We start from the raw sequence: 26,150 nt of genomic DNA, 5'->3' as shown, positions 1-26,150 counted from the left end.
CTTACCTCGTCCTGTCGGCGAGAGCGGACTTGATCGCCGGACTGGCATGCAGGGCACCCAGCACAGAGACCGAGGCAATCGTCGCGCGGGCCAGCTCGGGCGTGACGTCCTGCGCAATGGTGGCGAGACCCAGAACATTGATGTGCAGCATCTCGCCCGCCCTCCGCGCCGCCTCAAGATCCTCGCGGCTGTAGTTTCGCAAGCCCAGGTCCAGGCTCTTTCGTGCCGTGGACTGCTTGACCACGTCGGCATGGCGTTCGAGCTGGTTGCGGATAGCGGTCCGGATGAAATCCGTGCGGTTCGAATAGAAGCCTTCCTGCACCATCAAATCGACCTGACCGAGATCGACAAAACCAAGATTGATTGTGATTTTTTCCGAGTCGGAGGGCTTTGGTCGGATTTCGTGCACGTTGCTGGCCATCGTTGCTACTATCCTTTCGCCATCTGGGCAGATGGTATATGGATGGAATTCGTCACCGCGCAAGACCCCCCTTGCCGCCTTTGCGAAAGTGCGATCCATCCGGGGGCGGCCAGCGCTACCCGCATGCCTTCTGCAGTAGGAGCGGCCAGAGGTGCGGCTGATCCCGAGCAGCTCATCGACAGATTAGAGGAGCAGAGGCGTGACGCTCCGGAGGGTTAGGCCCGCGATCGCGGGTCGTGGCGGCCCCGGATTCCTACGGCCGCCTCGCTGCGTGATCGTTTACGATCTGCGATTATATTTCAGCCCATGGACGTCGAGTACGATCCCGAGCGCGAGGCGTTTGCGGCCATGAAGCGCGCCGGCGAAGCCGATGGAGCTGAACGGCAGAGATGGATCAACGCCGCGCTGGCGCGGATCGAACTCATTCGCCTTCGTGCCTCGGCTTGCTGCGAGCGCGGCATGACGCACGAGACGGCTTAGTCGGCCTCGGGCGGGCACTCCGGGCAGGTGTCGCCGATCGAATCCAGAACATCGCCGATCTCGGCGACGGCCTCCTCCGGAGAGAAGCCGGTCGAGGAATCCTGGCGGGCGATGTCGAAGGCCAGCTCCCGGGCGTGCGGGTCGGTGCGGTCCTGCATCCAGCCGTGCTCCTCGCACTCGGTTCGCAGGCGTCGTTCCCTCGTCATCAGCACGGTGTCGAGGAACAGCGGGTCTGACCATCCACTTCGCGGATCAGCCCGAGGCCTGGCCTTGCTAGATCACGACTACAGGGTCGTCGTCGACGCGACCACCTGAAGCACTCCAGATGCTTTAACCGTGTCGGTGCGCTTTATTCCGGAAATGCCTCCCGTGGACTGTTCTTGCCGACGACAGGGCGCGCGCCACCACCATCCCTGTCCAGATCGAACATCTAAACAACCGGTCGCCGAGGTTCTCTCCGCGCTCGCTGCGGGCGACCCGGTGATGCTGCACCCCAGCGATCGAATTAGCGATGGGGGTAGGATCGCGTAGCGAGACGGCCGCCGCACGCCCAGCGCGCTCAAGTGGACTTTTCCGCCGTGAGGCGGTCCAGACGCAGCCGATGTCGACTATCGGTGAGCAGGCGTGCCCCAGCCAGGACGGCCGCCAGCGTTCCCAGCCCGGTCCCACCCGCGATCAGGAACATGATCAGTAATTGATATTTCACAGCATCGACCGGCTCGACGCCCGCAAGGATCTGGCCGGTCATCATTCCCGGCAAGGAAACAAGGCCGATTGCGGCCATGCTGTTCATGATCGGCATGAAGCCGCTTCTCAAGGCGTCCCGTATGACCGGCAGCAGTGCCTGATGTCGGGTGCCTCCCAGCGCAAGACAAGCTTCCACGCCGGCTCGTTCGCGCATCAGGCTGTTGGTCAGCACGTCCAGGCCCAGGCTTATTCCAGTCATGGTGTTGCCCAGCATCATGCCCAGCAAAGGCAGCGCGTAGCGCGGGTGATACCAAGGATCGGGTCGTAGCTCCGTCAGAAGCGCGAACATCGTAACGGTACCGGCGGCGAGCAGCGTGCATCCCGCGCCCAGGCCGTACTTCCACACGCCCTGAAGGCGCCGCCTCTGCCGCGCGACGATCTCCCGCGAGGCGAAGAGGACCATGATCAGAGCGGCGAGTGCGGTCCAGAGCGGCGACACCGCGGTAAACAGGAACGTTAGCACGTATCCGACGAGGACGAGCTGCACCACCATGCGCACCGTCGCAACAGCCAGTTGCTTCTCGAGCTTGAGCCGGAGAACAAGCGAGAAGACGCCGTCCATGACGACAAGAAGCGCAGGTAGGACCAGGTCGCCGTACGAAAGCTGGATGTAGGTCACGGCCGGCCTTCCTCGATCCCGCCGTCGGGCCTCATCACCAAAATCCTGGTCCCGACCCGGCGGGCTTGAGCGCCGTCGTGGGTAGTCCAGAGGACACTCGTTCCATCCGCGATGCGTTCGGCGATCAAGGATTCCACGGCCGCGGCTGATGCAGGGTCGAGAGCCGAGGTCGGCTCGTCCAGCAGAAGCACCCGCGCTCGCAGCATCAGCGCCCGCGCAAGTCCCAGCCGCAATCTCTCGCCTGTCGAAAGCCTTTGGATCGGCCACGCTCCGCACTCGTTCGGCAACCCCAGTCGCGCAATTAGCGGAAGGGCATCATCCCAAGCAGCGAAGTGATCTTGCACGGTGTCGGACCACCAGCCCGGCTCGGCGGCGAGGTAGGTTACCCGCTTTCGCCAGGCCGGGGCCGGCATCGCCTCTCTGAGCACGCCGTCCAGCTTGACTGTTCCTTCGTTGGGATCGAGATCCGCGATGGCGCGGAGCAGCAAGGTCTTCCCTACTCCCGAAGGCCCCTGCAGGGCGACGCACTCGCCGTCCTGCAGGTCGAATGAGACGAAGATGTGCAGGCGCTTGAGGCCGCTGACCGTCAGCATGCGTCAGAGCTTGAGCCGCAGCCGGTCGGCAACTCGCCTGGCAATCTCTGCCGGCGCCTGGTCCGGGTATGGATGCACCGAGCTGACGTTGATCTCCCCGAGCACGTAGCTGTCGCTTCCGTCGGCCCGGACCTGGCCGAGCATGAAGTCGGCATCCCAGATCGCGGGCAGGTCCCCTGGCGCGATTTCCAAAAGCGAGGTGAGCTGCGGTGTCCACTCGTCCTCCATCAACCGCCGCAGCCGCTGGAAGCGCGGGTCCGCGTTCGACGTGTAGAGCCGCGGTCCCGCCTCGGAACGCGCGGCCGGCGCCTCGACGAGGGCTTTGACCTTGTGATGGCCGAAGCCGGCGCAGCGATCGCCCGCCATGTAGCAGCGCACCACGCCCTCGCTCAGGCGCGGCTGGAACGCTTGATCGATTACGCTGCCGTTCTCGAAATACTCCGCGCAGCGCCGCAGAAAATCATCCAGCGTCAGTTCCTCGGGCGCGTCCTTGGTCGCATCCAGCACCTTGATCATGGAGGAGGTCGGCAGCTTCTCGACCTTCCAGACGCCCTGGCCGCCGTTGCCGCGGTTGCGCTTGATCACGCGCGGACCTGTGGCGAGCCGGGCCGGCAGCTCCGCGCGCATCGCCGCGGCGGTTTGATAGAGCGCCGTGTCCGATCCCCAGCCCATCGAGCGGGTGCGATAGAGGACCTCCTTGGTGCCCATCTTGAGGATGACGTCGGGATGAGCGCTGACCCACACGCCCTGCGTGGCGACGTCGCGCAGCAGCGCGTCGAGACTGGCGCGGTTTCGGCCGTCTTGAATCGGGTTAACCCAGACGAGCACGCCGTCCACTGCGAGCAGTTCTTCGCGGACGGCATCGGCGAAGCTTTCGTCGTAGACGGCGGCGCGCCCTTCGACACCGACGGCGGTGAGTGCTTCGAAAACGTCAACGAAGCGGCCGTTTTTCGAGGTGGCTTCTCGACGCGCGGCCGCATCTCCTCGCGAGAGGATGGCAACTGCACGTCGGGGAGAGGGTTGCTTTTCGGTATCCATGCGCAGGCTCCACGTGTTGCGTGCTGCGCAGAACTTGGACCGAAGTCTCGCCGGGAGTCTGCTTGATCCCGGACCGGCAGTCTACGTGAACTCCTCCGGACATTTCAAGATCGGAGCGGGCGAACCTTGATCTAGCTCAACAAATCTTGCCGTGCCCCTCGAATCGTGAGCGCATGAAAGATACGGACCGACCGGCGCGAGAAAGGGAAGTTCCGGAGCCGGAGCCTTCGCGCCTGGAGGAAGCCAGAAAGATCATCGAAGAGTATGCGAGGGATCTCCGCGAAATCATCAAGAAGCTCGCTCGGCGACTCCATTAAGCCCAACGTCACGCCAACCGTCGGCTTAGTTCCCTTAATTCAGATGAAACCACACGCTCGTCTGATGATTTCTGGAATCCTTCGCCGCCGGCGGGTTGACAGCCCCGTCAACTAGGCTTTTTATTCGCGGCTCGGGGATGTGCGATCTCCCCGCGAGGCGTCATGCCCAAGAATCGCGTCCTGATCACCAAGGGCGCAGCATGTCACCATCGTACACCTCCATTTCTCCCGACAGACTGTCTCGATTGAGGGCACGGCGGCCGCGCCGACGCTCATCGTCGTCGAGCATGCGCGACAGCCCAAGCGATGCCGCAAGCAGGCCCGGCGCCTCCGGAGACAGATCGAGGCGTCCCGCATCGGCGGCGCGGACCATCGTCGCCAGCCACTGCAACGCAGGCGACGACAGGCCGAACTCCTTGACCATGACATCGAAGGTGCAGAGCTCGCCGCGATGGCTCCAGAACACGTTCCATGTCGATGGTGTAGCCTCGAACCGCTCCGCGACGGCCTCGACCGCGGACCGTGCGACGAACAGGAATACGGCTGTGGGATCGACCTCGAGCAAGTGAACGCCGGCTTGCTGCTCTACGGTGCGTTCTACCGATGGTGCCGCGATGCGACCAAGGAATCGCACAACTGGCCGACCAGCAAGATCAAGTGAGGCCGCAGGCAAGGACTTCTGGGGCAGGGATAACCAGGAGATCAGACATGCCAACATCAGCGATCTGTCGTTTGGCGCTCTTCGCAGCGCTTGCTGTGGGCTTCTCGCCCGCCCACGCCCTGACCCAGGAAGAGCTGGTCGCCAGGATTCAGGCGGCCGGCTACTCGCAGGTGCAAGACGTCAAGTCGACGGCGGAAGGCATCACCGCCAATGCGGTGAAGGACGGCAAGCCCGTGAAGCTGCTCGTCGACAGCAGTGGCCAGATCAAAGAGCGGAATTGAGGGCGAGGAGCAACACCATGAAAAGGACCATCTTGGCTCTGGTCGGCCTCGCCGTCTGCTTTTTCGCAATCCGCTTCGCGCCCTTCTTCCCCGCGTATGCTCAGGACGCCCAATGGCAGAAGGTAGACGAGGCGCTCGGCCGCAAGCCGGCGGTTTCGGACGACGTCCGCCGCTACGGCTTTCCCCGCAGCGACCTCTCCGTCACCTTGGATGGGGTGGCGATCAAGCCGGCGCTGGCGCTCGGCGGCTGGGTCACGTTCAAGCCTGCGCATGGCGGCGCCATGGTCATGGGCGACCTGGTGCTGCTCGAGACCGAGATCAACCCCGTGATGGCGAAGATGATCGCGAACGGTCTCGAGATCACGGCCGTGCACAATCATCTGCTGCGGGCGAGCCCGGCGACCTTCTACATGCACATCGCCGGCCATGGGGACCCGGTCAAGCTTGCGTCGGCGATCCACGATGCGTTGGCCCAGAGCAAGACACCGCTGACGGTCGCGGCGCAGGCGAGTCCGCCGACACCCGTCGATCTTGACACGGCGAAGCTCGACCAGATCATCGGCGTGAAAGGCCAGGCGAACGGCGGCGTCTATTAGTTCAACGTCAAGCGGCGAGACCCGATCACGCAGGACGGCACGCCCCTGACGCCTGTCGGCCCGATGGGCGTCGCGATCGCTATCAACATCCAGCCGACGGGAGGCGGGAAGGCCGCCATTACAGGTGATTTCGTGCTGACGGCCGACGAGGTCAACCCGGTCATCCTGGCGCTGCGGACACACGGCATCGAGGTGACCGCGCTGCACAGCCACATGCTCGACGAGCAGCCCAGGCTGTTCTTCATGCACTTCTGGGCGAACGACGACGCCGTCAAGCTGGCCGAAGGCTTACGCGCGGCTTTGGACAAGACTGCCAGTACAAAGAGTTGAGAAGGATCGAGGGAGGAAGCGTGTGATGCCTTTCGAAGTCAAATCGTCGCCCGCGCGGGCGAGGCTTGCTTTGACGCTCATGCTAGTTTTGTCGATTGGAGGGAGCGCGGTGGCAGAAACTCTGAAGTTTGACGACAGTCCTGCCGGAAAGCCGCCGGAAGGATGGACTTTGACGAAGACCGGCCAAGGACAACCGAAATGGACCATTGAGACCGACGCCGCCGCGCCGAGCAAGCCGAACGTGCTCAAGCAATCCGGGCGGGCGACCTTCCCCGTGGCCATCAAGAGCGATACCAGGATCGGCGACGGCTTTGTGGAGGTCAAATTTAGGGCCGTCGCCGGCTCAGAAGATCGCGCCGCGGGAATTATCTGGCGCGCAAAGGATGCGGAGAATTACTATGTCGTGCGGGCGAACGCGCTGGAGGACAACGTGGTGCTCTACAAGACTATCAAAGGCGTTCGAACCTCGCTGGAGATTGTCGGACGAAAGGGCGGCTATGGCGTCAAGACGCCGGTGGCGTCCGGGCAATGGCACGCGCTGCGTTGCGACTTCACAGGAAATCGGTTCAAGGTGACTTACGATGGAAAGCCGCTATTCGAGGTGGAAGACACCACGATTGCGGACGCCGGCATGATTGGCTTGTGGACCAAGGCGGATAGCGTGACCCTCTTCGATGATCTGGCATATGGTGAGGTCAGATAGCTCTGTGTCCCGTCCAGCTCTGCCGGAGATAGTCGTCGGACTTCGGGCGGTGTGACTTCGCCCATTCTCGCGCGTGTTGAATTGGTTCACGTGGCGGGAGGATTGCGCGAAGCTTCTGTGTCGTGGGTAGCTCTCCATGCGCTCTCGCCATCGGCGGAAGGCGGGATACTTCGGGTACAGGCGCCTGCCTTCCCCCGTGAGGCTAAACGCAAAACGTGCTCGGTAAAAGGAAGAAGTCGGCGATCGATAGCTCGGAGCCGATCAGATAATGCCGGCCATCGACGAATTCGCGCTCAAGAATCGCGAGCACTGTTTCGACTTTCGGCAAAGCGTGAGCTACCACTTTCTCGTTGGATGGGATGCCAAGTTCCGGGAAGACCAATCGCTCATGGGTTACGGGATATATATGCGCGCACGCGCGCGGGGATCTTTGGGCGTTAACTTTACTCCGTCGAATGTTGCATCGATGTAGCTGACGATGGCGCCCGTCTCAAACCTTCCTCCAGGATCCAGGAACTGATGGCTCGATGCTTTTGTTGAACGTCCAACATCCAACTAGGGAGAAGGGCCATGACTACTTACAGATTTTTGGTCCTGGCAGCAGCGTTCGCTGTCAGCATCTCATCCGTGCATGCCGGTCCATGTGACACGGCGAGTCGCGATGCAGGGTCAGGGAATGTCCCAGGTTATAGCGGGCAAACAACTGGCTCCACAGCAACTGATTCCACGCAGCATCCGCCGACATCGTCGATGAGCAAAGCCTCAGAGCATACCGCAACTTCTTCGGAAGACGCGCAGCGCCAGATGCAGAGCCAGCCCACTGCTGCCGAGCAATCAACGGCGACCAAGCCTGCGCCATCCGCACAGCAGCCGGATAAGACAGCGGGTACGGTCGAGCAGACCCGTCCTGCGCCCACCGAACAGTCAAAAAAGGCGACGGCCGGAGGAGCCGAGGCCGCACCGTCTGAAAAACGAGCGTCGGATTGCTAGAAGAGCAGGAAGCGCACCAACGCTGACCTGGTGCGTTGCGTACAGCCCACGCGGCCAAGGGGAGATATCCCCGACTATTGAGCGCGACCCTGGGCCGAAGCCGAATCATTGCGGATGCGCATTGTCGACGAAGCGCGCCGCCGCAACAACCTTCTTGCGAGCGATGTAGCTCTCGACGAGATCCCAGATCGGCGGTCCTTCGACCAAGTCAGCCGCGCATGCCCAACTGGCGACGGTGTATTATTTAGTCGCGTCGATGGACTTGCCGGTCTTTAGGAGTGTCATGTCCGCGATCCGCTGTCCGATCGGCTTGCCAGGGCCAATCGCGTGACCGACACCGCCGCAGCGGATCATGTCGCCGCCCTGCTGATAGTAAGGATCGGCATGGATCAGGTTGTCGGCTACGATCTTCCAGAATCGACTTGAGGCATTCACCCGTCATTGGTGCGCGGGCAGACCACCGGATAGGTGATCGAGGTCACGTTGTGGATGTCCTCGACCGTCGTGTCCGCCACGGGAGAACGACGGGAAGGCGATCCATCTCTCCGGTGCCCTCAGGTGCCCCTTTCTTGCCCGAAACAACCTTTGATAATCATTGTGAAGTAATTCACGTCACGAACGTCGCTGTACATTTATAAGAGGTGAGGGCCAGCGCCGTCCGTCCCATGTGAGCGCGAAGCCCGGGATTGGAGTCCACGATGAATATCGGCTCGTCCTCGCAACCAACCGACTTCGCTCTCGACGTGCTGGGGCGCTACGTCTGCAACACCTTCGACGAAGCGCTCGCCAATTCTGATCCGGCCTACCGCGCCAACGCCCGGGACATCAAAGGCAATCCCTTGCCGGGCCGCGGCGAAATGAGGCCGTTCGATTTCGTCGTGATCGGCGGGGGCACGTTCGGCTCTGCAATCGCCGAGCATCTGTGGTTCCGTAGTACCGGCCGGTCCGAACGAATCCTTGTCCTCGAAGCTGGACCGGTTCTGCTTGCCGAACACATGCAGAACCTCCCGTCGATCAATCTCGGTCGGGAGGTTTGGGGAATGTCGTGGAACGCCGCCCCTGTACTCGGCTATGCAGCATCCGGATTGGCCTACTGCGTTGGCGGCCGCTCGATCTGGTGGGGCGGGTGGTCTCCGCGGCTGCTCGATACGGAGACCCGCACCGATTGGCCGCAGGCCGTGCTGGACGACCTCAACGCGAAGAAGCTGCCCAACGGCGACAACGGCTACTTCCGCCAATCCGGACAGCAGATCGGCGTCACGGCGACGAACGACTACATCTTCGGAGAGTTGCACCACGGAATGCGCGAGCAACTCTACAGCGCGATCAAAGCCAATCGGATTTCCGGCGCGGTCGACCTTGCCGCACTGCCGGAGGCCCCTCCGGTAGAAATCCTCGATACGCCGCCCACACTCGATGATCTCGCCGCTCTTCTGGGACTCACGCCGCCTAATCCGCCCTCGGATCCGGCCCAGAGCCAGCAGATCGAGGCCGAGATGCGCAATAAGCTGAAACTGGAAGCACCGCTCGCCGTCCAGGCGCGGCCCGAACACGCGGGCTTCTTCCCGCTCAACAAATTCAGCGCGGTGCCGCTGCTAATCAAGGCGGCAAGGGGGGCCTTCAGCGAAGCGCCCGGTGACGACGTGCGCAAGCGCTTGATGATCGTGCCGCGTTGCCACGTGTCGCGATTGAGCGTGACCAACGATCCGGACGGACTGCGTGTCGATGGCGTAGTCACCGAACGCGGACGGATTCCGCTCTCGCCCGATGCGAAGGTGATCGTGGCCCTCGGCACCATCGAGAGCACGCGGCTTGCTCTCTTGTCCTTCGGAGCCGACGGTCGGATCGGCACCAACCTCATGGCTCACTTACGTTCCAACCTCACGTTGCGTGTGCCACGCGAGGCATTCAGCGCTGTTTCTGCCAGCGTTAAAGCGCTGCAAACCTCTGCGCTGCTGCTAAAGGGCCGACATCAGTTCCTGGGGGCGGACAACAACCCAGACGGCTCTTTCGGCCACTTCCATTTCCAGATCACCGCGTCGGGTCTCGGCAATGCGGGATCCAATTCGGAGGCGGAGCTCTTTCAGAAGGTCCCTGACATCGATACGCTCCAGCAACATCTGAATGCCACGGATTCGCATGTCATCGTGACGATCCGCGGTATCGGCGAGATGCAACCGAACAACGCCGCGAGCAACGTCACGCTTGATCTCGACCCCGGTCAAGTTGACTACGGCGAACGCAAGGCCTTCGTGAACCTGCAACCGAACCCGAAGGACGAGCAACTCTGGGAGGCCATGGACAAGGCTTCCGACGAACTCGCGGTGGTGCTTGCAAACGGTCACAAGGTCGACTTCCTGCATCCCGTCACGGGCGCGGAAGTGCAGCTCGGCGCCGATGCGACGAGCGCTGCGGCCGTCATTCCTCACACGCGGCGCGATCAGCACCCGAACGGCCGACGCGATCCGCTCGGCTCGACCCACCACGAAGCGGGCACATTGCGCATGGGGGACGACCCGACTGCGTCCGTCACCGACGCGAATTGCCGCTTTCACAGCGTCAAGAACGCCTATGTGGTGGGGCCTGCGCTGTTTCCGACGATCGGTTCACCGAACCCGATGCTGACCGGGATCGCGCTCGCCAGGCGTCTCGGCGACCACTTGCTGCCGCCGCCGCCGGCGGCGGTCGCCGAGACCGGTTTCCGATATTTGTTCGATGGTACGGAAAGATCCGCCGATCTGTTCGCCAAATGGAATCGAGTAGGAGGCGGGAATTTCGCCCTTGTCCGGCGCACCCTCGTCGCGCAGCCCGACTCGAACGGCATCGGGCTGCTTTACTATGCGGCCGAGCAGTTCGACGATTTCACCCTCCGGCTCGACTTCTGTCTTCCGCATCCGCGGGGCAACAGCAACGACAATTCGGGGGTCTTTCTGCGCTTCCGGAATCCAAAGTTGCCCGAGTTGCCAGGGACGCCAGGGCCCGACGTTCCCGGCAACCTCGCCACCGTGGCGGTCGACACCGGCTATGAGGTTCAGATCGATGAGGAAGCGCGGGGCGACACGCGCAGGGGAGAACTCGATGGATTTCTCTTCAACCGCACGGGTGCGATATACAAGGTCAAGACGATCGGTACCTCGCCAGGGCAGCAGAACTATACGAACGGCCAGAGGCTCGCGGCCGGCACTTGGCACAGCTTCGACATCACTGTGACTGGTCGAACGTACGAGGTTGTGCTCAACGGTCAGCCATCGACCAAGTTCACGGCTGACCCTGCCGATCCCAACGAGCGCTTCCGCGGGCGCATGAGGAGCGAGGATCCGGATTCCGGCTTCATCGGCCTTCAGGTACACACCGGCAGTGTAGCCTTCGCTAATGTGCGCATCCGTTCAAACGCGCCCCTCACGGCTTGAGCCATCATTCGGTCACCCATGGGGGCAAGCAGGCAGGAGCCAAGACAAGTGCGACATAACGCGAGCTGAGCTGCGAATACGGCCGGTCCGCGGGGCCGCGCGTCGCGCTGCAGGCGCGGGCGTGCGTCATCACGCCGGAGTAGCGGCTCCCAATAGCACCACGTCGGCAGAAGTGTACCGGACGACCTCGTTTCGAGATATCGCCTCCCATGATCGCGCCGGACGGGCCCGTACTGCCGCCAGCATCCCCGAGGAGGAGAGCATGGTTCGGGCGGGCAGCCGGTCCGCGCGCGGGTACCTCTGAAGTAGCAGGAGGGGTGCATGGGTAACTGGCTCGTCGTTCCCCAAGGAACAGGCCTGGCGAGGCGGACCCGAGCGCGGCGGGCGGCGCAATACGTTCGAATGTCGAGGGAGCTCCAGCGCTACTCGATCAAGAACCAGATGGCCGCCATCGCCGCCTATGCCGAGGCGAACGCTCTCACGATCGTTCGCACCTATGCCGACGAGGGCCGCAGCGGCCTCCGGATCAAGGGGCGGCCCGGTCTAATCGAACTCATCGAGGACGTACAGTCGGGACAGGCCGACTTCGATCACATCCTCGTCTACGACGTCAGTCGATGGGGCCGCTTCCAGGACGTCGACGAGAGCGCGTACTACGAATTCCTGTGCAAGCGGAGCGGTGTCCAAGTCGAATACTGCGCGGAGCTCTTCAAGAACGACGGCACATTCGTCTCCGGGATCGCGAAAAGTCTGAAGCGCGGCATGGCCGCAGAGTGGAGCCGAGAGCTCTCGGTCAAGGTGCACGCTGGACACTGCCGAGTTGCGAGCCTGGGGTACCGCGTCGGTGCCCCCGTTGGTTACGGCCTCCGGCGCCTGATGGTAGACGAGAGCGAGCATCCCAAAGGCTTCCTCGAAAAGGGCCAGTTCAAGGCTCTGCAATCGGATCGCGTTCGACTGCAGCCCGGCTCTGCCGAGGAGACAGCAGTGATCCGGATCATTTTCGATCAGTTCGTCAACGGCCGAACGTCTTACAGCGACATCAGGCGCCAACTGAACGACGCCGGCATCGCCAATCACAACGGTCGGCCGTGGACCGACGGCATGATCCCGACCATCCTCGCGAACGAGAACTACATCGGCAAGACCATCTACAATCGCACCTCGCGACGCTTGGGGCAGAAGTTGGTCAAGAATCCGGATCACGCCTGGGTCCGGGGCGCAGCGGCGATCGAGCCTATCGTGGACCCCAGCATCTTCGCTCGAGCCCAAAAACTGCTGGCCGAACGGCGTGTGGAGATTCCCGAAGATGAGATGCTGCTGCGCCTTCGTCTCACGCTGCGCCGCCGTGGCAAGCTCAATTCCCGCATCATCAACGAAACCCTGGGCCTCAATCACGTCTCCTCCTACGTGAAGCACTTCGGCTCGCTGCGGAAGGCTTATGCGTTGATCGGCTACGTGTCGCCGCGCGATTGCGACTGGATCGAGACCAGGGAGCTTTGGGCCTCAGAACAGACCAAGCATGCTACCGAACTCGCGGAGGTGCTGCGCACTGACCCAGGCCTGCAGCTTGACCTCGTTCTCGACGGCATAGCCCTCCATGTCGGAGGCGAGCGCTTGGTCTCGTTTCTCGTTGCGCGGCGATTGGCGCATCGCGGAGAGGACCACGCAGCGCAATGGAAGGCTTACCGAAGGCAGATCTCAACTGGCCTGCTCGCTGTGATGAGATTGGATGCGGCGAACCGGCAGATCGCGGACTACGTGCTGTTGCCTGCCACGTTGAAGGCAGGACGCTACGTCTGGCTCTCATCCGGTTCTCTTCGTCGACATCGGGGCACGCTTTACGGGAATAAGGGGGCACTGTTCGCCGCCATCAAGGCAACGCTGGCAAAAACCACCCATGCCGCCCCAACCAGCTCAGCACCGCCGAAAAAGCGATCGAGATCAGGCCAGCCCAAAGCCAAGGGCTTCGGCGGGCGGCGCTCACGGTGCGGAGGTACAAAATCGCACCGATGAGAGTGCCGTTCCTTCGGAAGTCACCGTTCAATTTCGCGATCTTGGACAGTTCCGAGGAGGTGTCCACGTCATTCGCCATCGGGCTGGCTCCTTCGTCTCGCTAGGACCAGCGCCTTATGAACCACTGTTTTGCCCGACGGAGCAAGCGATATTTCGTCTTATCAGAAAATCTATTTTTGTGGAACTGCTTCGTAGCGATTGTGCCTCCCAGAGCTCCCGCCGTTCCAAGGTGCCTTATCGGTTACGCCCTACGCTGCTTCGGCGCTTTGCCCCTCTTCGCTCCGCTTTTGATTGATGAGGTTCAACAACTGCGCCGCGGCCCGCGCGTCGCATAGGGCGCGATGGTGGTTGGCGAGCGATATGCCGTATGTTTCGCAAAGCTTCCCAAGCCCGTAGGACTTGTGTCCCGGATACCGCCGCCGCATTCCGGCGCAGGTGCAGAGCTTTGGAAATCTGAAGCGCCGCCCGATGCGGTCGAATTCATAGGCGACGAAGCCGTAGTCGAAGCTGACGTTGTGGGCGACGAAAGGGGCTCGCCGGTCGAACCACAAGCCATTGGCATGGCTTGGGTTCTGGCGTGCCGGTCGGTCGGGGCGCGTGCCGCGCCTTGCATTTTGATGAATGCAATCAAGGGCGTTTTCGGCACGGTAGCTGTTTTGGCGCTGTTCGAGGCCCGGCTATGAGCGTCGGGGACAGCGATCTGCGCATTCGGCCCGGGCGCATCCGCAGCACCCGCGCGCCGAAGCCCAAGAGCTTCATCAACCAGGTGCTGCGTGCCGCGAAGAAGGCCGGACACACTTCGGGTCGGACCGCGGTGCGAAAGCGTTCTACTGCGTATGGGCGGTCGACCTTTGGCCGTGGCCGGTTGGCCTTTAGTCGCGGCCGGTTATTCAGCTCGGCGCGGCGCGTCGTAGTGAAGGCGCGCGTCGTGCGTCACAAGGGACGCTCGTTCCGCTCGGCGCCCCTGACCGCGCATCTCTCATACCTGAAACGCGATGGGGTGACCCGGAGCGGCGAGCGGGCCGAGATGTTCGACGCTGGTAGCGACCGCGCTGACGGTGCGGCTTTTGCTGAACGCTGCAAGGACGACCGGCATCATTTCAGGTTCATCGTCTCGCCGGAGGACGCTGACGGCATGACCGACCTCAAGGCGTTCACCCGAGATTTGGCCAAGCAGATGGAGACCGATCTCGGCACGCAGCTGGATTGGGTGGCTGTCGATCATTGGAATACCGACAACCCCCACGTCCATCTTCTCGTCAGGGGCGTAGATGAGCAAGGGGCGGATCTCGTAATCGCCCGCGACTACATCAGCCGAGGCCTGCGCTCACGCGCTGAGGAGCTGGTTGGCATTGAGCTCGGCCCGAAACCGGAGCACGAGGTCCGTAGTTCGCTGGAGAGGGAAGTCACGGCGGAACGATGGACGCGACTCGACCGGGAGATCCGCCTGGCTGCCGATGAAACCGGCTATATCGATCTTCGTCCAGAAAGTCCCGGCAGCTCTGACTCCGAGATCAGGCGCCTGATGGTTGGGCGCCTTCAACACCTGGAGAAGACGGGACTTGCCGTATCCGCCGCACCCGGAGAATGGATGGTGGGGCTCGAGGCGGAGCGTAGCTTGCGCGACCTCGGTATACGCGGCGACATCATCAAGACCATGCACCGCGCCTTTGCCGAGCGTGGAGAAGCGCGCGGTGTTGCTGACTTCGTCATCGAAGGTGGAGCGCCGACGTCCCATCTTATCGGACGACTGGTCGACCGTGGACTGTATGACGAACTGACCGGCGAAGCCTACGCCCTGATCGACGGAACGGACGGCCGCGCGCACCATGTGCGCTTCCGCGGACTCGAGGCTTTCGAACATGCACCGCCGGCCGGCGGACTCGTCGAGGTCCGACGCTTGGGTCAAGCCGGCGATCCGCGACCGACCTTGGTGCTGGCGACCCGTTCCGATCACGATCTCGGTGGGCAGGTCACGGCAAAAGGGGCCAGCTGGCTCGACCACAGGCTTGTCGAACGCGACCCCATGCCGCTTGCCATGAGTGGATTCGGCCGCGAGACCCGCGACGCCATGGAGGCCCGTACCGAGCATCTGATCCAGCAGGGTCTGGCGCGGCGGCAGGGTCAGCGCATCATCCTGCAGCGCGATCTCCTGGACACGTTGCGTCGACGCGAACTGGACGAGGTGGCCGCAAAACTTTCGGCCGATACCGGCCTGCGTCACGTGAAGGCCGCCTCCGGAGAGCATGTGGCGGGCACATATCGCCAGCGGCTTACGCTCACCTCCGGACGCTTTGCCATGATCGACAACGGGCTTGGCTTCCAGCTCGTGCCCTGGTCGCGTGAGCTCGAAAAGCGGCTCGGCCAACACGTCACCGGCGTCGTCAAGGACGGCGGTGGCATCGAGTGGGGTTTTGGTCGGAAGCGCGACCTGGGCTTCTAGCCATCTCGCCAATGCAGTAGTGGAAGGAACGTTCGGGATGTCCGGAACCAAGATCCTCTGGGGCCAGGTGATCGTTGTCGGTTTGATCGTTCTAATAGCGATCTGGGGAGCAACCGAATGGACGGCATGGCGGCTCGCCTATCAACCGGAGCTTGGCCGGCCCTGGTTCGAGCTATCAGGCTTCAAGATCTATTACCCGCCGATCTTCTTCTGGTGGTGGTTTGTCTTTGATGCCTATGCGCCTCAGGTCTTTGTTGAGGGAGCCTTCATCGCGGCGTCGGGGACCTTCATTTCGATTGCAGTGGCGATCGGCATGTCGGTCTGGCGGGCGCGTGAGGCGAAGAACGTCGAGACCTATGGTTCTGCGCGCTGGGCCCATCTTGAGGAGGTGAAAGCCGCCGGGCTTCTTGGTCCCGATGGCGTGGTGCTGGGAAAACTCGACGGCTACTACCTACGCCATGACGGACCTGAACATGTGCTGTGTTTCGCGCCCACCCGGTCGGGCAAGGGTGTTGGGCTCGTTGTACCCTCGCTATTGGCTTGGCCGGGTTCAGCCATCGTTCACGACATCAAGGGCGAGAACTGGCAACTGACCGCTGGCTTTCGCTCGCGACATGGCCGGGTGCTGCTGTTCGACCCGACCAATCCGAAATCTTCGGCTTACAACCCGCTGCTCGAGGTCCGGCGTGGGGAGTGGGAGGTTCGCGATGTCCAGAACGTCGCCGACGTTCTGGTCGATCCTGAAGGCTCGCTCGACAAGCGGAACCATTGGGAGAAGACCAGTCATTCGCTCCTGGTCGGGGCCATCCTCCACGTCCTCTATGCCGAGGCGGACAAGACCCTCGCTGGTGTGGCCGCGTTCCTGTCCGACCCCAAACGGCCGATCGAGGCGACGCTGAAGGCGATGATGACCACGCCCCACCTCGGCGAGCTGGGTGCTCATCCCGTGGTCGCCTCGACCGCGCGCGAGCTCCTGAACAAATCGGAGAATGAGCGCTCCGGTGTCCTGTCCACCGCCATGTCGTTCCTCGGGCTCTACCGAGATCCCGTGGTGGCCCAGGTGACCTGTCGGTGCGACTGGCGGATCGCCGACCTGATCGCAGATAGCCGCCCAACCACGCTTTATCTCGTGGTGCCGCCCTCCGACATCTCGCGGACAAAGCCATTGATCCGTCTGGTGTTGAACCAGATCGGCCGGCGGCTGACCGAGGACTTGCACGCTCGCGACCGCCGGCATCGAGTCCTGATGCTGCTTGACGAGTTCCCTGCACTCGGGCGGCTCGACTTCTTCGAGTCCGCGCTTGCCTTCATGGCAGGTTACGGCATCAAAAGTTTTCTGATCGCGCAATCGCTCAATCAGATCGAGAAGGCCTACGGGCCGAACAACGCGATCCTCGACAATTGCCATGTCCGAGTCAGCTTCGCGACCAATGACGAGCGGACGGCCAAGCGGGTGTCCGATGCACTGGGCACGGCGACGGAGATGCGGGCAATGAAGAACTATGCCGGTCACAGGCTCAACCCCTGGTTGGGGCATCTGATGGTCTCCCGCCAAGAGACGGCAAGGCCGCTCTTGACCCCGGGCGAAGTCATGCAGCTTCCGCCGATGGACGAGATCGTCATGGTGGCAGGGACGGCGCCGATCAGGGCGAAGAAGGTCCGCTATTACGAGGATCGCCGGTTCACCGAGCGGGTTTTGTCACCGCCCGATCCGGCGAGCGCCGGCCGATCGCTGCGAACGGACGGATGGTCAGCGCTTGGACCGTTGAAGCCGGCAGGTCCAACTGACAGAGCCACGGAGGCCGAGGAAGACTCGTCGAATAGCGGTCTCCGCCGTGAGCCCGAACTCCCCGATCACGTCGCGATCGCCAAGGAGACAACCGAACCGACGCCGGCAGAGGAATTTGCCGCTGTTCTTGACGATGATGAGGATGCGGTCCGTCAGTCCCGGCTCATACGCCAACAGATGCGCGGTGTCGCCCGTCAAGTCGCCATGGACCCGAATGACGGCATGGAGCTCTGAGGCAATATGCGCGACCGGATGAACGTCTATTTCCCGCCAGAGCTTCTGAAACAGATCTCGGAACTCGCCGATCGCAAGAAGCTTTCACGGTCTGCCATCGTGGAAGCTGCCGTCGCCTCCTTTCTTTCACCTGACGGAGCGGACAGGCGGGAGGCAGCGTTCGCCCGGCGCCTCGATCGGCTGTCGCGTCAGATGCAGAGACTGGAGCGCGACGTCAGTTTGACGGCCGAAAGCTTGGCGCTCTTCATACGGTTCTGGCTGACGATCACCCCGCCACTGCCCAATGACGCGCAGGCGGCCGCGCAAGCAAAAGGCCGGGAGCGGTTCGAAGGATTTGTCGAGGCACTCGGCCGCCGCGTGCAAAAGGGGCAAAGCTTTCTCCGCGAGATTCCGGAAGATATCCGCCGTCAGGAACCGGTCGACGAACCCTGACCGAGCGTCCTGGATAGGCTATCGCGCCGTCCCTTCTTTTTCCACGCCAGCCTACGACCGCAGCAATTTAGGCGCACTGACAAAAAGCTGGACGCGCTATCGGCTCGCACGAGCTGACAGCAAGAGAGGCCAGCATGCAGATTTCAGGGGCATGGCGCCTCACCGCACGCGTATTTCTCCCGTTTGCAGTTGGATACTATCTTTCGTATCTGTTTCGAACGATCACCGCTTTGATCGCCAGTCATCTTAGCTCGGATGCTGGGCTTGGGGCTGCTGACCTCGGGTTGCTTACCTCGGTCTATTTCCTCGTTTTTGCGGCGGCGCAGATCCCCGTCGGCATATTGCTGGACCGCTTTGGTCCGCGCCGCATCCAGAGTGTTCTGCTCCTGCTCGCAGCAATGGGCGCCGGACTGTTCGCGGTATCGAGCGGCTTCATGTCCCTTTTGATCGCGCGTGCAATGATCGGGTTTGGTGTTGCTGCAGCGCTGACTGCTGGACTGAAGTCCATCATCATCTGGTTCCCCAGGGAGCGAGTTGCTTTGCTGAACGGCTACATGGTCATGCTGGGATCGCTAGGAGCGGTGACCGCTACGGTTCCCGTCGAATACCTGCTCGCCTGGATGGGGTGGCGGCAGCTCTTTGAGATTCTGGCGGCCGCTACCGGAGCGACGGCCATTCTCATCTATGTCGTCGTGCCTGAGCGAGTCGTTGCCCCATCATCAGCGCGCGCCACCCTTGGCTCCGTTTTTGCCGATCGTCGCTTCTGGCGAGTGGCCCCATTTTCGGCAACGTGCATTGGATCAGCCTGGTCTCTGCAAGGACTGTGGGCCTCACGATGGATGACCGACGTGGAGGGGCTTGATCGCGCAAGTCTCGTAAGACAGCTGTTCATAATGTCGATCGTTTTGAGCGGCGGCGCCTTGTTGTTCGGGATGACCGTTCATTACGTCAAACGAAGGGGCATCGGGGCGGAGACGGTATTAGCGACGGTTGCAGTGCTGTTTGTCGCAGCCGAGCTAGCTTTGATCCTGCGAGTGCCTCTGCCGTCCATCTTGCCTTGGTCAGTTGTCGCAATTGCCGGAACGGCAACGGTGGTCAGCTTCGCGGTAATAGCAGATTACTTTCCGCCGGAGCTTGCCGGTCGTGCCAACAGCGCCCTAAACGTCTTGCACTTTGGTTGGGCGTTCCTGGCACAATACGCGACAGGTCTTATCCTAGAGCAATGGTCTGCGAATGACGGTCATAGAGCCATCCAGGCCTATCAAGTCGCATTCGGCGTCAACGTAGCAGCGCAGATCGCGGCGTTGGCCTGGTTCATGCTGTCTTGGCGCCGATCCATCGTTTCCTGGATGAATTCAATCCCCTTCTTCAAGCCGGCTGATGTTTGCTCCGCTGTCGAGTTAATAGGGTTATATGAGGAGTCGGTCATCCTTCTGCCGCCCGTGGGTGACGATGCGGAGTGGTGAGCAGAAACTCGCAGCGAACTGATACCATTGAGTTGACCCTAAGTATCAGTTCTCAGGCTTTCTTTTTCTACGCCAGCCTACGATCACCGAAAGCGCTTGTTGCGCCAAGTCCATTGGTGGCTTTTCTAATCATCCCCACATGAGGACGCTCGTTGGACGTCCTCATTCGGTGGGGGCGAACAGTGGCAATCCATTCCATTCAATCGGAAGCGAGTTCGCGCGGTGCGCGAATGCTGCGTAGCGCGCTCGGCTCCGCGATTGCCGGCTACCTCGAAGACGAGGCGATCATCGAGGTGATGCTCAATCCGGACGGGCGTTTGTGGATTGACCGGTTGTCGAACGGCCTGATCGACACAGGCGAAACTCTGTCGGCCGCGGATGGAGAACGCATCGTTCGTCTGGTTGCGCATCATGTGGGCGCCGAGGTGCACGCCGGCGCGCCACGGGTTTCGGCCGAACTGCCCGGGACTGGCGAGCGCTTCGAAGGTCTCTTGCCTCCCGTCGTCGCAGCCCCGGCCTTTGCTATCCGCAAGCCCGCCGTCGCCGTGTTTACGCTCGACGATTACGCTGCCAAGAAGATCATGACCTCAGAGCAGGCCAGGATCCTGAAGAACGCGGTCGGAGCACGGAAGAACATCCTCGTCGCCGGTGGGACATCGACCGGCAAGACAACATTGACAAATGCACTCCTGGCCGAGGTGGCGAAGACCTCCGATCGGGTCGTGCTGATCGAAGACACCCGCGAGCTACAGTGCAGGGCGCCCAATCTCGTTGCGCTGCGGACCAAGGACGGTGTGGCGACGCTGTCGGATCTCGTCCGCTCCTCCCTCAGACTGCGTCCTGATCGCATCCCGATCGGCGAAGTCCGAGGTGCCGAAGCACTCGACCTCCTCAAGGCCTGGGGCACCGGCCATCCCGGCGGCATTGGTACCATCCATGCTGGGACTGCGCTCGGCGCGCTACGGCGGCTCGAGCAACTCATCCAGGAAGCTGTCATCACGGTTCCCCGCGCCCTGATCGCCGAGACCATCGACCTCGTCGCCGTGCTGGTGGGACGCGGTGCTGACCGCCGCCTCGCTGAGCTCGCCACCGTCTCAGGGCTGGGTGCCACCGGCGACTACAGCCTTTCAACAGCAGGAGACTGACATGCGTCAGGAATTTCGCTTTCTTCGAGGTGCATCGTTGGCGGCCTTCGGCACGGTGCTTTTGGCAGTTCAGCCAGCATGGGCGGCTGGCTCGAACATGCCGTGGGAGCAGCCACTCAATCAGATCTTGCAGTCGGTCGAGGGGCCGGTCGCCAAGATCATCGCCGTCATCATCATCGTCGTGACCGGCCTAACGCTCGCATTCGGGGATTCGTCGGGCGGCTTCCGCAGACTGATCCAGATCGTGTTCGGTCTATCGATCGCGTTTGCGGCCTCAAGCTTCTTCTTGTCGTTCTTCTCCTTCGGCGGTGGCGTGGTGATCTGATGGATGATCCGGTCGCAGGCTTTGTCGTGCCCGTTCACCGTGCCCTGACCGAACCGATTTTGATGGGCGGCGCGCCGCGGTCGGTCGCGATCGTCAACGGCACGTTGGCCGCGGCTCTTGGGCTTGGACTGCGGCTCTGGATCGCCGGTCTCGTCCTCTGGTTCATCGGTCACATGGCCGCCGTCTGGGCCGCCAAGCGCGACCCCGCTTTTGTCGATGTGGTGCGCCGACATCTGCGCATCCCCGGTCATCTCAACCTCTGAGTCTGTCATGATGAATCTCGCGGAATATCGCCATTCCAGCGCACGCCTCGCCGACTTCCTGCCCTGGGCAGCCCTGGTCGACGAGGGAATCATCCTAAACAAGGACGGCTCGTTCCAGCGGACGGCGAAGTTCCGGGGGCCAGACCTCGACAGCGCAGTGCCGGCTGAACTTGTCGCCGTCGCCGGCCGCTTGAATAACGCCTTGCGTCGCCTGGGATCCGGCTGGGCCGTGTTCGTAGAAGCGCAGCGCCATTTTGCAGGAGCCTATCCTCCGAGCACCTTTCCAGACGTTGCGTCCGCGCTGGTCGACGCTGAGCGCAGGGCCCAGTTCGAGGAGGCGGGCGCACACTATGAATCCAGCTATTTCCTGACCTTCCTCTATCTGCCACCGGAGGAGGGGGCCGCCAAGGCAGAGCGACTGCTCTATGAGGGCCGCGATCGCACCGTTGGTGCCGACGCTCGCGAGGTGCTCCGCGGGTTCATCGATCAAACCAATCGCGTTCTTCAGCTCGTCGAGGGGTTTATGCCCGAATGCGGCTGGCTCGATGATCAGGACACGCTGACCTACCTGCATTCGACGATTTCGACCAGGCGTCATCGCGTTCGTGTTCCCGAAATTCCCATGTACATCGATGCGCTGTTGGCTGACCAGCCGCTGACCGGTGGGCTCGAGCCGATGCTGGGTTCGGCCAATGTGCGGGTTCTGACGATCGTCGGCTTTCCAGGCGCGACGACGCCAGGAATCCTGGACGATCTGAACCATTTGGCATTTTCGTATCGCTGGTCGACCCGGGCAATCATGCTCGACAAGACCGATGCCACCAAGCTGCTGACCAAGATCCGCCGCCAGTGGTTCGCGAAGAGAAAGTCCATCGGCGCGATCTTAAAGGAGGTGATGACCAACGAGGCGTCGACGCTGCTCGACACCGACGCCCACAACAAAGCGTTGGACGCCGACGCGGCGCTGCAGGAGCTGGGGTCGGACCAGATCGGACAAGCCTTTGTCACGGCGACTATCACGGTCTGGGACCGCGATCCCAATGCTGCCGATGAGAAGCTGCGGCTGGTCGAGAAGGTGATCCAAGGTCGCGATTTCACCTGCATGATCGAGACAGTGAACTCCGTCGAGGCGTGGCTCGGCAGTCTGCCCGGGCACGCTTATGCCAACGTGCGGCAGCCGCCGGTTTCGACTCTCAATCTGGCCCATATGATTCCGATGTCGGCCGTGTGGGCGGGCGAGGCGCGAGATCTGCACTTCAAGGGTCCACCCCTCCTGTTCGGCAAGACCGAGGGATCGACCCCCTTCCGGTTTTCGCTGCATGTCGGTGACGTCGGCCATACTCTCGTGGTCGGACCGACAGGCGCCGGCAAGTCTGTGTTGCTGGCGCTGATGGCGTTGCAGTTCCGCCGCTATCCGAACTCGCAGGTCTTTGCGTTCGATTTCGGCGGTTCGATCCGCACCGCCGCGCTTGCCATGGACGGCGATTGGCATGACCTCGGCGGCGCATTGTCTGACGGGGACGATAAACCAGTCGCATTGCAGCCGCTGGCCTGGATTGACGATTCCATGGAGCGAGGATGGGCCACGGAGTGGCTCGGCGCGATCCTGGCACGGGAAAAAATCGAGATCACCCCGGAGGTCAAGGACCATCTCTGGTCGGCGCTGACATCTCTTGCTTCGGCACCAAGGGAGGAGCGCACCCTGACCGGCCTTTCGGTGCTGCTGCAGTCCAACTCCCTGAAACGTGCCCTTCAACCTTATTGCCTGGGCGGCCCGTCCGGACGACTGCTTGACGCCGAATTCGAGCGGCTTGGCGAAGCCTCGGTCCAGGCGTTTGAGACCGAAGGGTTGATCGGAACGATTGCTGCGCCGGCAGTTTTGGCCTACCTCTTTCATCGCATTGGAGATCGTCTCGATGGCCGGCCCACACTCCTTATTGTCGATGAGGGTTGGTTGGCCCTGGACGATGATGATTTTGCCGGCCAGCTTCGCGAATGGCTGAAGACGCTTCGGAAGAAAAATGCGTCTGTCGTCTTCGCCACCCAGTCACTTTCGGACATCGACGGGTCTGCGATCGCGCCGACGATCATCGAAAGCTGCCCGACGCGCTTGCTGCTGCCGAACGAACGGGCGATCGAGCCGCAGATATCAGCCATCTACCGGCGTTTTGGCCTCAACGACCGCCAGATCGAGCTCTTAAGCCGTGCCACGCCGAAGCGGGACTATTACTGCCAGTCTCGGCGCGGCAACCGGATGTTCGAGCTCGGCCTAGGTGAGGTTGCGCTCGCCTTCACCGCAGCCTCTTCCAAGACCGACCAGGCCGCCATCGAGCAGCTCCTGGCCGAACATGGGCGCGACGGCTTCGTGCCGGCCTGGCTCCAGCACCGTGGCGTCGCCTGGGCGACGGACCTGATCCCCAATCTCGTCAATTTGGAGAAATCGCTATGAGGCGTCTTGGCCTATTGGCAGCCGCGGGCACCATCGCGCTTGTGCTCGGCGTCGCAGTGCCCGCACGAGCACTGATCGTCTTCGATCCCAACAATTACGTCCAGAACGTCCTGACAGCGGCTCGAGAGCTGCAACAGATCAACAATCAGATCACGTCGTTGCAGAACGAGGCGCAGATGCTGATCAATCAGGCGAGAAATCTGGCAAGCCTGCCATATTCGTCGCTGCAGCAGCTGCAATCGTCGATCCAGCGGACCCAGCAATTGCTGGCCCAGGCCCAGCGGATCGCCTACGACGTCCAGCAGATCGATAGGGCGTTTTCGACCAGCTACGCGCCGTCCAACGGCAGCCAGTCCAACCAGGCGTTAATCATCAACGCTCAATCGCGCTGGCAGAATTCTGTCGCTGCACTGCAGGATGCGCTCCGAGTCCAGGCCGGCGTGGTTGGCAATCTGGACACCAACCGCATCCAAACGTCGGCGCTCGTAACATCGAGCCAGGGCGCCAGCGGCGCCCTTCAGGCAACACAGGCCGGCAATCAGATCCTCGCGCTCCAGGCGCAACAGCTCGCCGATCTCACCGCAACGGTGGCCGCACAGGGCAGGGCGCAGAGTCTTGAAGCAGCTCAGCGTGCCGCTGCCCAGGACCAGGGCCGAGAGCAACTTCGGCGGTTTCTGACGCCGGGACAGGGCTATCAATCCTCCAACGTGCAGATGTTTCACTGATGAGCGACGCAAAGGCCTTCAAAGCGCTGTCGCTGGCCGTATCGATCGTTGTGTTCGTTGTCGCGGCCTGCACGATCCAGCTTCGTGGTGGACAGGATGCTTCCTCGCCGCCGAAGGCGGAGCAGACCGCGGACGTCGATCGTTCTGACCTCGCCCGCTGCAGCACTATCACTCCGGAAGAAACGGCAGCCTATCAGCACTGCCAGCGGGTCTGGGCCGAAAACCGCCGCCGATTCTTTGGCAGAAAAGACGGCGCTGTCGCATCACACCGTCCCGATCCCGTCGACGGTCTGACGCTCGCGCCAAAGGACGAGAGCCGGCTGCCGAAGGGGTATCCAACCGTGGCGTCACCGGAAGCGAGCAAGCCATGACCGGTACCGGGATCATCGATCAGTTCCTGGAGACGTTCACCCGTTACATCGACAACGGCTTTGGGCTCGTGGGTGGCGACGTCGGATATCTCGCGACCACCCTTGCAGCGATCGACATCACGCTCGCTGCGTTGTTCTGGAGTTGGGGGCCGGATGAGGACATCATCGCGCGCCTTGTCAAAAAGACGCTGTTCGTCGGCGTCTTCGCTTACCTCATAAGCAACTGGAACAGTCTGGCGCGCATCGTCTTCGAGAGCTTTGCTGGTCTAGGGCTCAAGGCATCCGGCGCGGGCCTGTCCGCGTCAGACTTCCTGCGACCGGGAAAGATTGCTCAAGTCGGCCTCGACGCCGGCCGGCCGCTGCTCGAGTCGATCTCGAACCTGATGGGCTACATCAGTTTCTTCGAGAATTTCGTTCAGATCGTCGTTCTCCTGTTCGCCTGGGTCGTGGTGCTGCTCGCCTTCTTCATTCTCGCGATCCAGCTCTTCGTCACCTTGATCGAGTTCAAGCTGACGACTCTCGCCGGCTTTGTGCTCATTCCCTTTGGCTTGTTTGGCAAGACCGCCTTCGCAGCCGAACGGGTGTTGGGCAACGTCATATCATCCGGAATCAAGGTTTTGGTCCTGGCCGTCATCGTCGGCATCGGCTCGACCCTGTTCTCGCAATTCACCTCTGGCATCGCTGGCGCACAACCGACCATCGAAGATGCGATGACGCTGGTGCTCGCCGCGCTCTCGTTGTTGGGCCTCGGCATCTTCGGCCCGGGAATCGCAAATGGCCTGGTGTCCGGTGGACCGCAACTCGGCGCCGGCGCTGCGATCGGGACGGGACTTGCTGCCGGCGGTGTTGTTGTGGCCGGCGCAGGTCTTGCCGCGGGTGGTGCGGGTCTCGCCGGCGGCGCGATCGCGGGTGCCGCGCGCGGTGGTGGTGCCGTCTTGAGTGGCGCATCCGCGGCTTATCGAAGTGGCGGCCTTGCTGGCGTCACGGAATCTGGCGGATCGGCGGTCATGAGCCCGCTCCGTCGCGCAGCGGCAACATTGGGCGGACGCGGGCGCGCGGGCGACCAGGCTGCCAGCAGCGCCAGCGAAGGGCAGCCCGATTGGGCGCGGCGCATGAAGCGAGCCGAGAGCATTCGGCATGGTGCGTCGGCTGCTGGGCACGCGGTGCGCTCCGGCGATCACGGTGGTAGCGGCTCGTCGGTCGACTTGTCCGAAGGAGAGCGCTGACACAACCGAGTCTCCGCTCTCGCGCCCGCTAGCGACGGCGATCCTCCCATACCTAGCCATGTCACGATTTGAAACCGACCGTT

At 62.3% G+C, this 26,150-nt stretch carries 24 protein-coding genes and 3 pseudogenes; 18 read left to right on the top strand and 9 right to left on the bottom strand.

Annotation, left to right across the window (positions count from 1 at the left end):
• Position 1: 1 nt before the first annotated feature.
• Positions 2-421, bottom strand: a complete 420-nt coding sequence (locus tag HZZ16_RS20690) for a ribbon-helix-helix domain-containing protein (protein ID WP_197951121.1) — start codon at positions 419-421, stop codon at positions 2-4.
• Between the two features lie 306 nt (positions 422-727).
• Between HZZ16_RS20690 and HZZ16_RS20685 the strand changes: the two genes are divergently transcribed.
• The gene (locus tag HZZ16_RS20685) at positions 728-901 is read left to right on the top strand and encodes a hypothetical protein (RefSeq protein ID WP_197951119.1); all 174 of its coding nucleotides are present in this window, start codon (positions 728-730) and stop codon (positions 899-901) included.
• Here the strand turns inward: HZZ16_RS20685 and HZZ16_RS20680 are convergent.
• The 5 genes and pseudogenes from HZZ16_RS20680 to HZZ16_RS20660 all read right to left on the bottom strand — a co-directional run.
• The gene (locus HZZ16_RS20680) at positions 898-1,059 is read right to left on the bottom strand and encodes a hypothetical protein (protein ID WP_376707577.1); all 162 of its coding nucleotides are present in this window, start codon (positions 1,057-1,059) and stop codon (positions 898-900) included. The two genes, HZZ16_RS20685 and HZZ16_RS20680, sit on opposite strands and share 4 nt — an antisense overlap.
• 401 nt (positions 1,060-1,460) lie before the next feature.
• Positions 1,461-2,267, bottom strand: a complete 807-nt coding sequence (locus HZZ16_RS20675; protein ID WP_197951115.1) for an ABC transporter permease — start codon at positions 2,265-2,267, stop codon at positions 1,461-1,463.
• Positions 2,264-2,860: an ABC transporter ATP-binding protein gene (locus tag HZZ16_RS20670; RefSeq protein WP_197951113.1), complete on the bottom strand. Its 597-nt coding sequence runs from the start codon at positions 2,858-2,860 to the stop codon at positions 2,264-2,266. Before HZZ16_RS20670 ends, HZZ16_RS20675 begins: the two co-directional genes overlap by 4 nt.
• A gap of 3 nt (positions 2,861-2,863) precedes the next feature.
• Positions 2,864-3,898, bottom strand: coding sequence for a Cj0069 family protein (locus HZZ16_RS20665; RefSeq protein ID WP_197951111.1), 1,035 nt, complete (start codon positions 3,896-3,898; stop codon positions 2,864-2,866).
• A 501-nt stretch (positions 3,899-4,399) separates the two neighbouring features.
• Positions 4,400-4,771, bottom strand: a pseudogene (locus tag HZZ16_RS20660) (chromate resistance protein ChrB domain-containing protein); the annotation flags it as partial.
• Here HZZ16_RS20660 and HZZ16_RS38290 point away from each other — a divergent pair.
• From HZZ16_RS38290 to HZZ16_RS20640, 4 genes and pseudogenes are all read left to right on the top strand, one after another.
• Positions 4,769-4,876, top strand: a pseudogene (locus HZZ16_RS38290) (sulfurtransferase); the annotation flags it as partial. The pseudogenes HZZ16_RS20660 and HZZ16_RS38290 overlap by 3 nt on opposite strands.
• 47 nt (positions 4,877-4,923) lie before the next feature.
• Complete coding sequence (locus HZZ16_RS20650; protein ID WP_197951109.1) at positions 4,924-5,157, top strand: PepSY domain-containing protein; 234 nt, start codon at positions 4,924-4,926, stop codon at positions 5,155-5,157.
• Positions 5,158-5,174: 17 nt separating this feature from the next.
• Positions 5,175-6,083, top strand: a pseudogene (locus HZZ16_RS20645) (DUF1259 domain-containing protein).
• A 25-nt stretch (positions 6,084-6,108) separates the two neighbouring features.
• On the top strand, positions 6,109-6,786 hold the full coding sequence (locus tag HZZ16_RS20640; protein WP_197951107.1) for a 3-keto-alpha-glucoside-1,2-lyase-like domain-containing protein: 678 nt from the start codon (positions 6,109-6,111) through the stop codon (positions 6,784-6,786).
• 202 nt (positions 6,787-6,988) lie between these two features.
• On the opposite strand, the gene HZZ16_RS37225 is transcribed toward HZZ16_RS20640, so the two are convergent.
• Together HZZ16_RS37225 and HZZ16_RS20630 are read right to left on the bottom strand one after the other, a co-directional pair.
• Entirely contained in the window at positions 6,989-7,129 is a 141-nt protein-coding gene (locus tag HZZ16_RS37225) for a glutathione binding-like protein (RefSeq protein WP_311974222.1), read from the bottom strand.
• Positions 7,130-8,016: 887 nt separating this feature from the next.
• Positions 8,017-8,211: a hypothetical protein gene (locus HZZ16_RS20630; RefSeq protein ID WP_197951105.1), complete on the bottom strand. Its 195-nt coding sequence runs from the start codon at positions 8,209-8,211 to the stop codon at positions 8,017-8,019.
• Between the two features lie 263 nt (positions 8,212-8,474).
• Here HZZ16_RS20630 and HZZ16_RS20625 point away from each other — a divergent pair, with 263 nt between their 5' ends.
• On the top strand, positions 8,475-11,186 hold the full coding sequence (locus HZZ16_RS20625; RefSeq protein WP_197951103.1) for a 3-keto-alpha-glucoside-1,2-lyase-like domain-containing protein: 2,712 nt from the start codon (positions 8,475-8,477) through the stop codon (positions 11,184-11,186).
• A 321-nt stretch (positions 11,187-11,507) separates the two neighbouring features.
• The gene (locus tag HZZ16_RS20620) at positions 11,508-13,199 is read left to right on the top strand and encodes a recombinase family protein (RefSeq protein WP_197951101.1); all 1,692 of its coding nucleotides are present in this window, start codon (positions 11,508-11,510) and stop codon (positions 13,197-13,199) included.
• Between the two features lie 248 nt (positions 13,200-13,447).
• On the opposite strand, the gene HZZ16_RS20615 is transcribed toward HZZ16_RS20620, so the two are convergent.
• A complete protein-coding gene (locus tag HZZ16_RS20615) occupies positions 13,448-13,750 on the bottom strand; it encodes a 3'-5' exonuclease (RefSeq protein WP_246510255.1) in 303 nt (100 codons plus the stop codon).
• Between the two features lie 128 nt (positions 13,751-13,878).
• On the opposite strand from HZZ16_RS20615, the gene HZZ16_RS20610 reads away from it, so the two are divergent.
• The 11 genes from HZZ16_RS20610 to trbL all read left to right on the top strand — a co-directional run bounded on the left by HZZ16_RS20610 (position 13,879) and on the right by trbL (position 26,067).
• Complete coding sequence (locus HZZ16_RS20610) at positions 13,879-15,642, top strand: relaxase/mobilization nuclease domain-containing protein (protein ID WP_197951099.1); 1,764 nt, start codon at positions 13,879-13,881, stop codon at positions 15,640-15,642.
• 37 nt (positions 15,643-15,679) lie between these two features.
• Complete coding sequence (locus HZZ16_RS20605) at positions 15,680-17,665, top strand: conjugal transfer protein TraG (protein ID WP_197951097.1); 1,986 nt, start codon at positions 15,680-15,682, stop codon at positions 17,663-17,665.
• A gap of 6 nt (positions 17,666-17,671) precedes the next feature.
• Entirely contained in the window at positions 17,672-18,097 is a 426-nt protein-coding gene (locus tag HZZ16_RS20600; protein ID WP_197951095.1) for a ribbon-helix-helix domain-containing protein, read from the top strand.
• Positions 18,098-18,231: 134 nt separating this feature from the next.
• Positions 18,232-19,563 carry an MFS transporter gene (locus HZZ16_RS20595; RefSeq protein ID WP_197951093.1) on the top strand — a complete coding sequence of 444 codons (1,332 nt, stop codon included), beginning with the start codon at positions 18,232-18,234 and terminating at the stop codon, positions 19,561-19,563.
• Between the two features lie 230 nt (positions 19,564-19,793).
• Positions 19,794-20,708: a P-type conjugative transfer ATPase TrbB gene (gene trbB, locus HZZ16_RS20590; protein ID WP_197951288.1), complete on the top strand. Its 915-nt coding sequence runs from the start codon at positions 19,794-19,796 to the stop codon at positions 20,706-20,708.
• Between the two features lies 1 nt (position 20,709).
• Positions 20,710-21,033, top strand: coding sequence for a TrbC/VirB2 family type IV secretion system protein (locus HZZ16_RS20585; RefSeq protein WP_197951091.1), 324 nt, complete (start codon positions 20,710-20,712; stop codon positions 21,031-21,033).
• On the top strand, positions 21,033-21,296 hold the full coding sequence (locus HZZ16_RS20580) for a VirB3 family type IV secretion system protein (protein WP_197951089.1): 264 nt from the start codon (positions 21,033-21,035) through the stop codon (positions 21,294-21,296). The genes HZZ16_RS20585 and HZZ16_RS20580 overlap by 1 nt, the downstream gene beginning before the upstream one ends.
• Before the next feature lie 7 nt (positions 21,297-21,303).
• Positions 21,304-23,745, top strand: coding sequence for a conjugal transfer protein TrbE (gene trbE, locus HZZ16_RS20575; protein WP_197951087.1), 2,442 nt, complete (start codon positions 21,304-21,306; stop codon positions 23,743-23,745).
• Positions 23,742-24,470: a P-type conjugative transfer protein TrbJ gene (trbJ, locus tag HZZ16_RS20570; RefSeq protein WP_197951085.1), complete on the top strand. Its 729-nt coding sequence runs from the start codon at positions 23,742-23,744 to the stop codon at positions 24,468-24,470. The genes trbE and trbJ overlap by 4 nt, the downstream gene beginning before the upstream one ends.
• Positions 24,470-24,841, top strand: a complete 372-nt coding sequence (gene trbK-alt, locus HZZ16_RS20565) for a putative entry exclusion protein TrbK-alt (protein ID WP_197951083.1) — start codon at positions 24,470-24,472, stop codon at positions 24,839-24,841. Before trbJ ends, trbK-alt begins: the two co-directional genes overlap by 1 nt.
• On the top strand, positions 24,838-26,067 hold the full coding sequence (gene trbL, locus HZZ16_RS20560) for a P-type conjugative transfer protein TrbL (RefSeq protein WP_197951081.1): 1,230 nt from the start codon (positions 24,838-24,840) through the stop codon (positions 26,065-26,067). The genes trbK-alt and trbL overlap by 4 nt, the downstream gene beginning before the upstream one ends.
• Positions 26,068-26,150: the final 83 nt, after the last annotated feature.

The organism is Bradyrhizobium glycinis (assembly GCF_016031655.1).
In the GTDB taxonomy this organism is placed as follows: Bacteria; Pseudomonadota; Alphaproteobacteria; order Rhizobiales; family Xanthobacteraceae; genus Bradyrhizobium; species Bradyrhizobium glycinis.
This window is presented reverse-complemented; position numbering and strand designations above follow the sequence as displayed.

What these genes read in the sequence shown, in the direction of transcription:
- HZZ16_RS20690 (WP_197951121.1), bottom strand. Translation starts at nt 421, where the DNA reads ATGGCCAGCAACGTGCACGAAATCCGACCAAAGCCCTCCGACTCGGAA.
- HZZ16_RS20685 (WP_197951119.1), top strand. Translation starts at nt 728, where the DNA reads ATGGACGTCGAGTACGATCCCGAGCGCGAGGCGTTTGCGGCCATGAAG.
- HZZ16_RS20680 (WP_376707577.1), bottom strand. Translation starts at nt 1,059, where the DNA reads ATGCAGGACCGCACCGACCCGCACGCCCGGGAGCTGGCCTTCGACATC.
- HZZ16_RS20670 (WP_197951113.1), bottom strand. Translation starts at nt 2,860, where the DNA reads ATGCTGACGGTCAGCGGCCTCAAGCGCCTGCACATCTTCGTCTCATTC.
- HZZ16_RS20665 (WP_197951111.1), bottom strand. Translation starts at nt 3,898, where the DNA reads ATGGATACCGAAAAGCAACCCTCTCCCCGACGTGCAGTTGCCATCCTC.
- HZZ16_RS20650 (WP_197951109.1), top strand. Translation starts at nt 4,924, where the DNA reads ATGCCAACATCAGCGATCTGTCGTTTGGCGCTCTTCGCAGCGCTTGCT.
- HZZ16_RS20640 (WP_197951107.1), top strand. Translation starts at nt 6,109, where the DNA reads ATGCCTTTCGAAGTCAAATCGTCGCCCGCGCGGGCGAGGCTTGCTTTG.
- HZZ16_RS20625 (WP_197951103.1), top strand. Translation starts at nt 8,475, where the DNA reads ATGAATATCGGCTCGTCCTCGCAACCAACCGACTTCGCTCTCGACGTG.
- HZZ16_RS20620 (WP_197951101.1), top strand. Translation starts at nt 11,508, where the DNA reads ATGGGTAACTGGCTCGTCGTTCCCCAAGGAACAGGCCTGGCGAGGCGG.
- HZZ16_RS20610 (WP_197951099.1), top strand. Translation starts at nt 13,879, where the DNA reads ATGAGCGTCGGGGACAGCGATCTGCGCATTCGGCCCGGGCGCATCCGC.
- HZZ16_RS20605 (WP_197951097.1), top strand. Translation starts at nt 15,680, where the DNA reads ATGTCCGGAACCAAGATCCTCTGGGGCCAGGTGATCGTTGTCGGTTTG.
- HZZ16_RS20600 (WP_197951095.1), top strand. Translation starts at nt 17,672, where the DNA reads ATGCGCGACCGGATGAACGTCTATTTCCCGCCAGAGCTTCTGAAACAG.
- HZZ16_RS20595 (WP_197951093.1), top strand. Translation starts at nt 18,232, where the DNA reads ATGCAGATTTCAGGGGCATGGCGCCTCACCGCACGCGTATTTCTCCCG.
- trbB (WP_197951288.1), top strand. Translation starts at nt 19,794, where the DNA reads ATGCTGCGTAGCGCGCTCGGCTCCGCGATTGCCGGCTACCTCGAAGAC.
- HZZ16_RS20585 (WP_197951091.1), top strand. Translation starts at nt 20,710, where the DNA reads ATGCGTCAGGAATTTCGCTTTCTTCGAGGTGCATCGTTGGCGGCCTTC.
- HZZ16_RS20580 (WP_197951089.1), top strand. Translation starts at nt 21,033, where the DNA reads ATGGATGATCCGGTCGCAGGCTTTGTCGTGCCCGTTCACCGTGCCCTG.
- trbE (WP_197951087.1), top strand. Translation starts at nt 21,304, where the DNA reads ATGATGAATCTCGCGGAATATCGCCATTCCAGCGCACGCCTCGCCGAC.
- trbJ (WP_197951085.1), top strand. Translation starts at nt 23,742, where the DNA reads ATGAGGCGTCTTGGCCTATTGGCAGCCGCGGGCACCATCGCGCTTGTG.
- trbK-alt (WP_197951083.1), top strand. Translation starts at nt 24,470, where the DNA reads ATGAGCGACGCAAAGGCCTTCAAAGCGCTGTCGCTGGCCGTATCGATC.
- trbL (WP_197951081.1), top strand. Translation starts at nt 24,838, where the DNA reads ATGACCGGTACCGGGATCATCGATCAGTTCCTGGAGACGTTCACCCGT.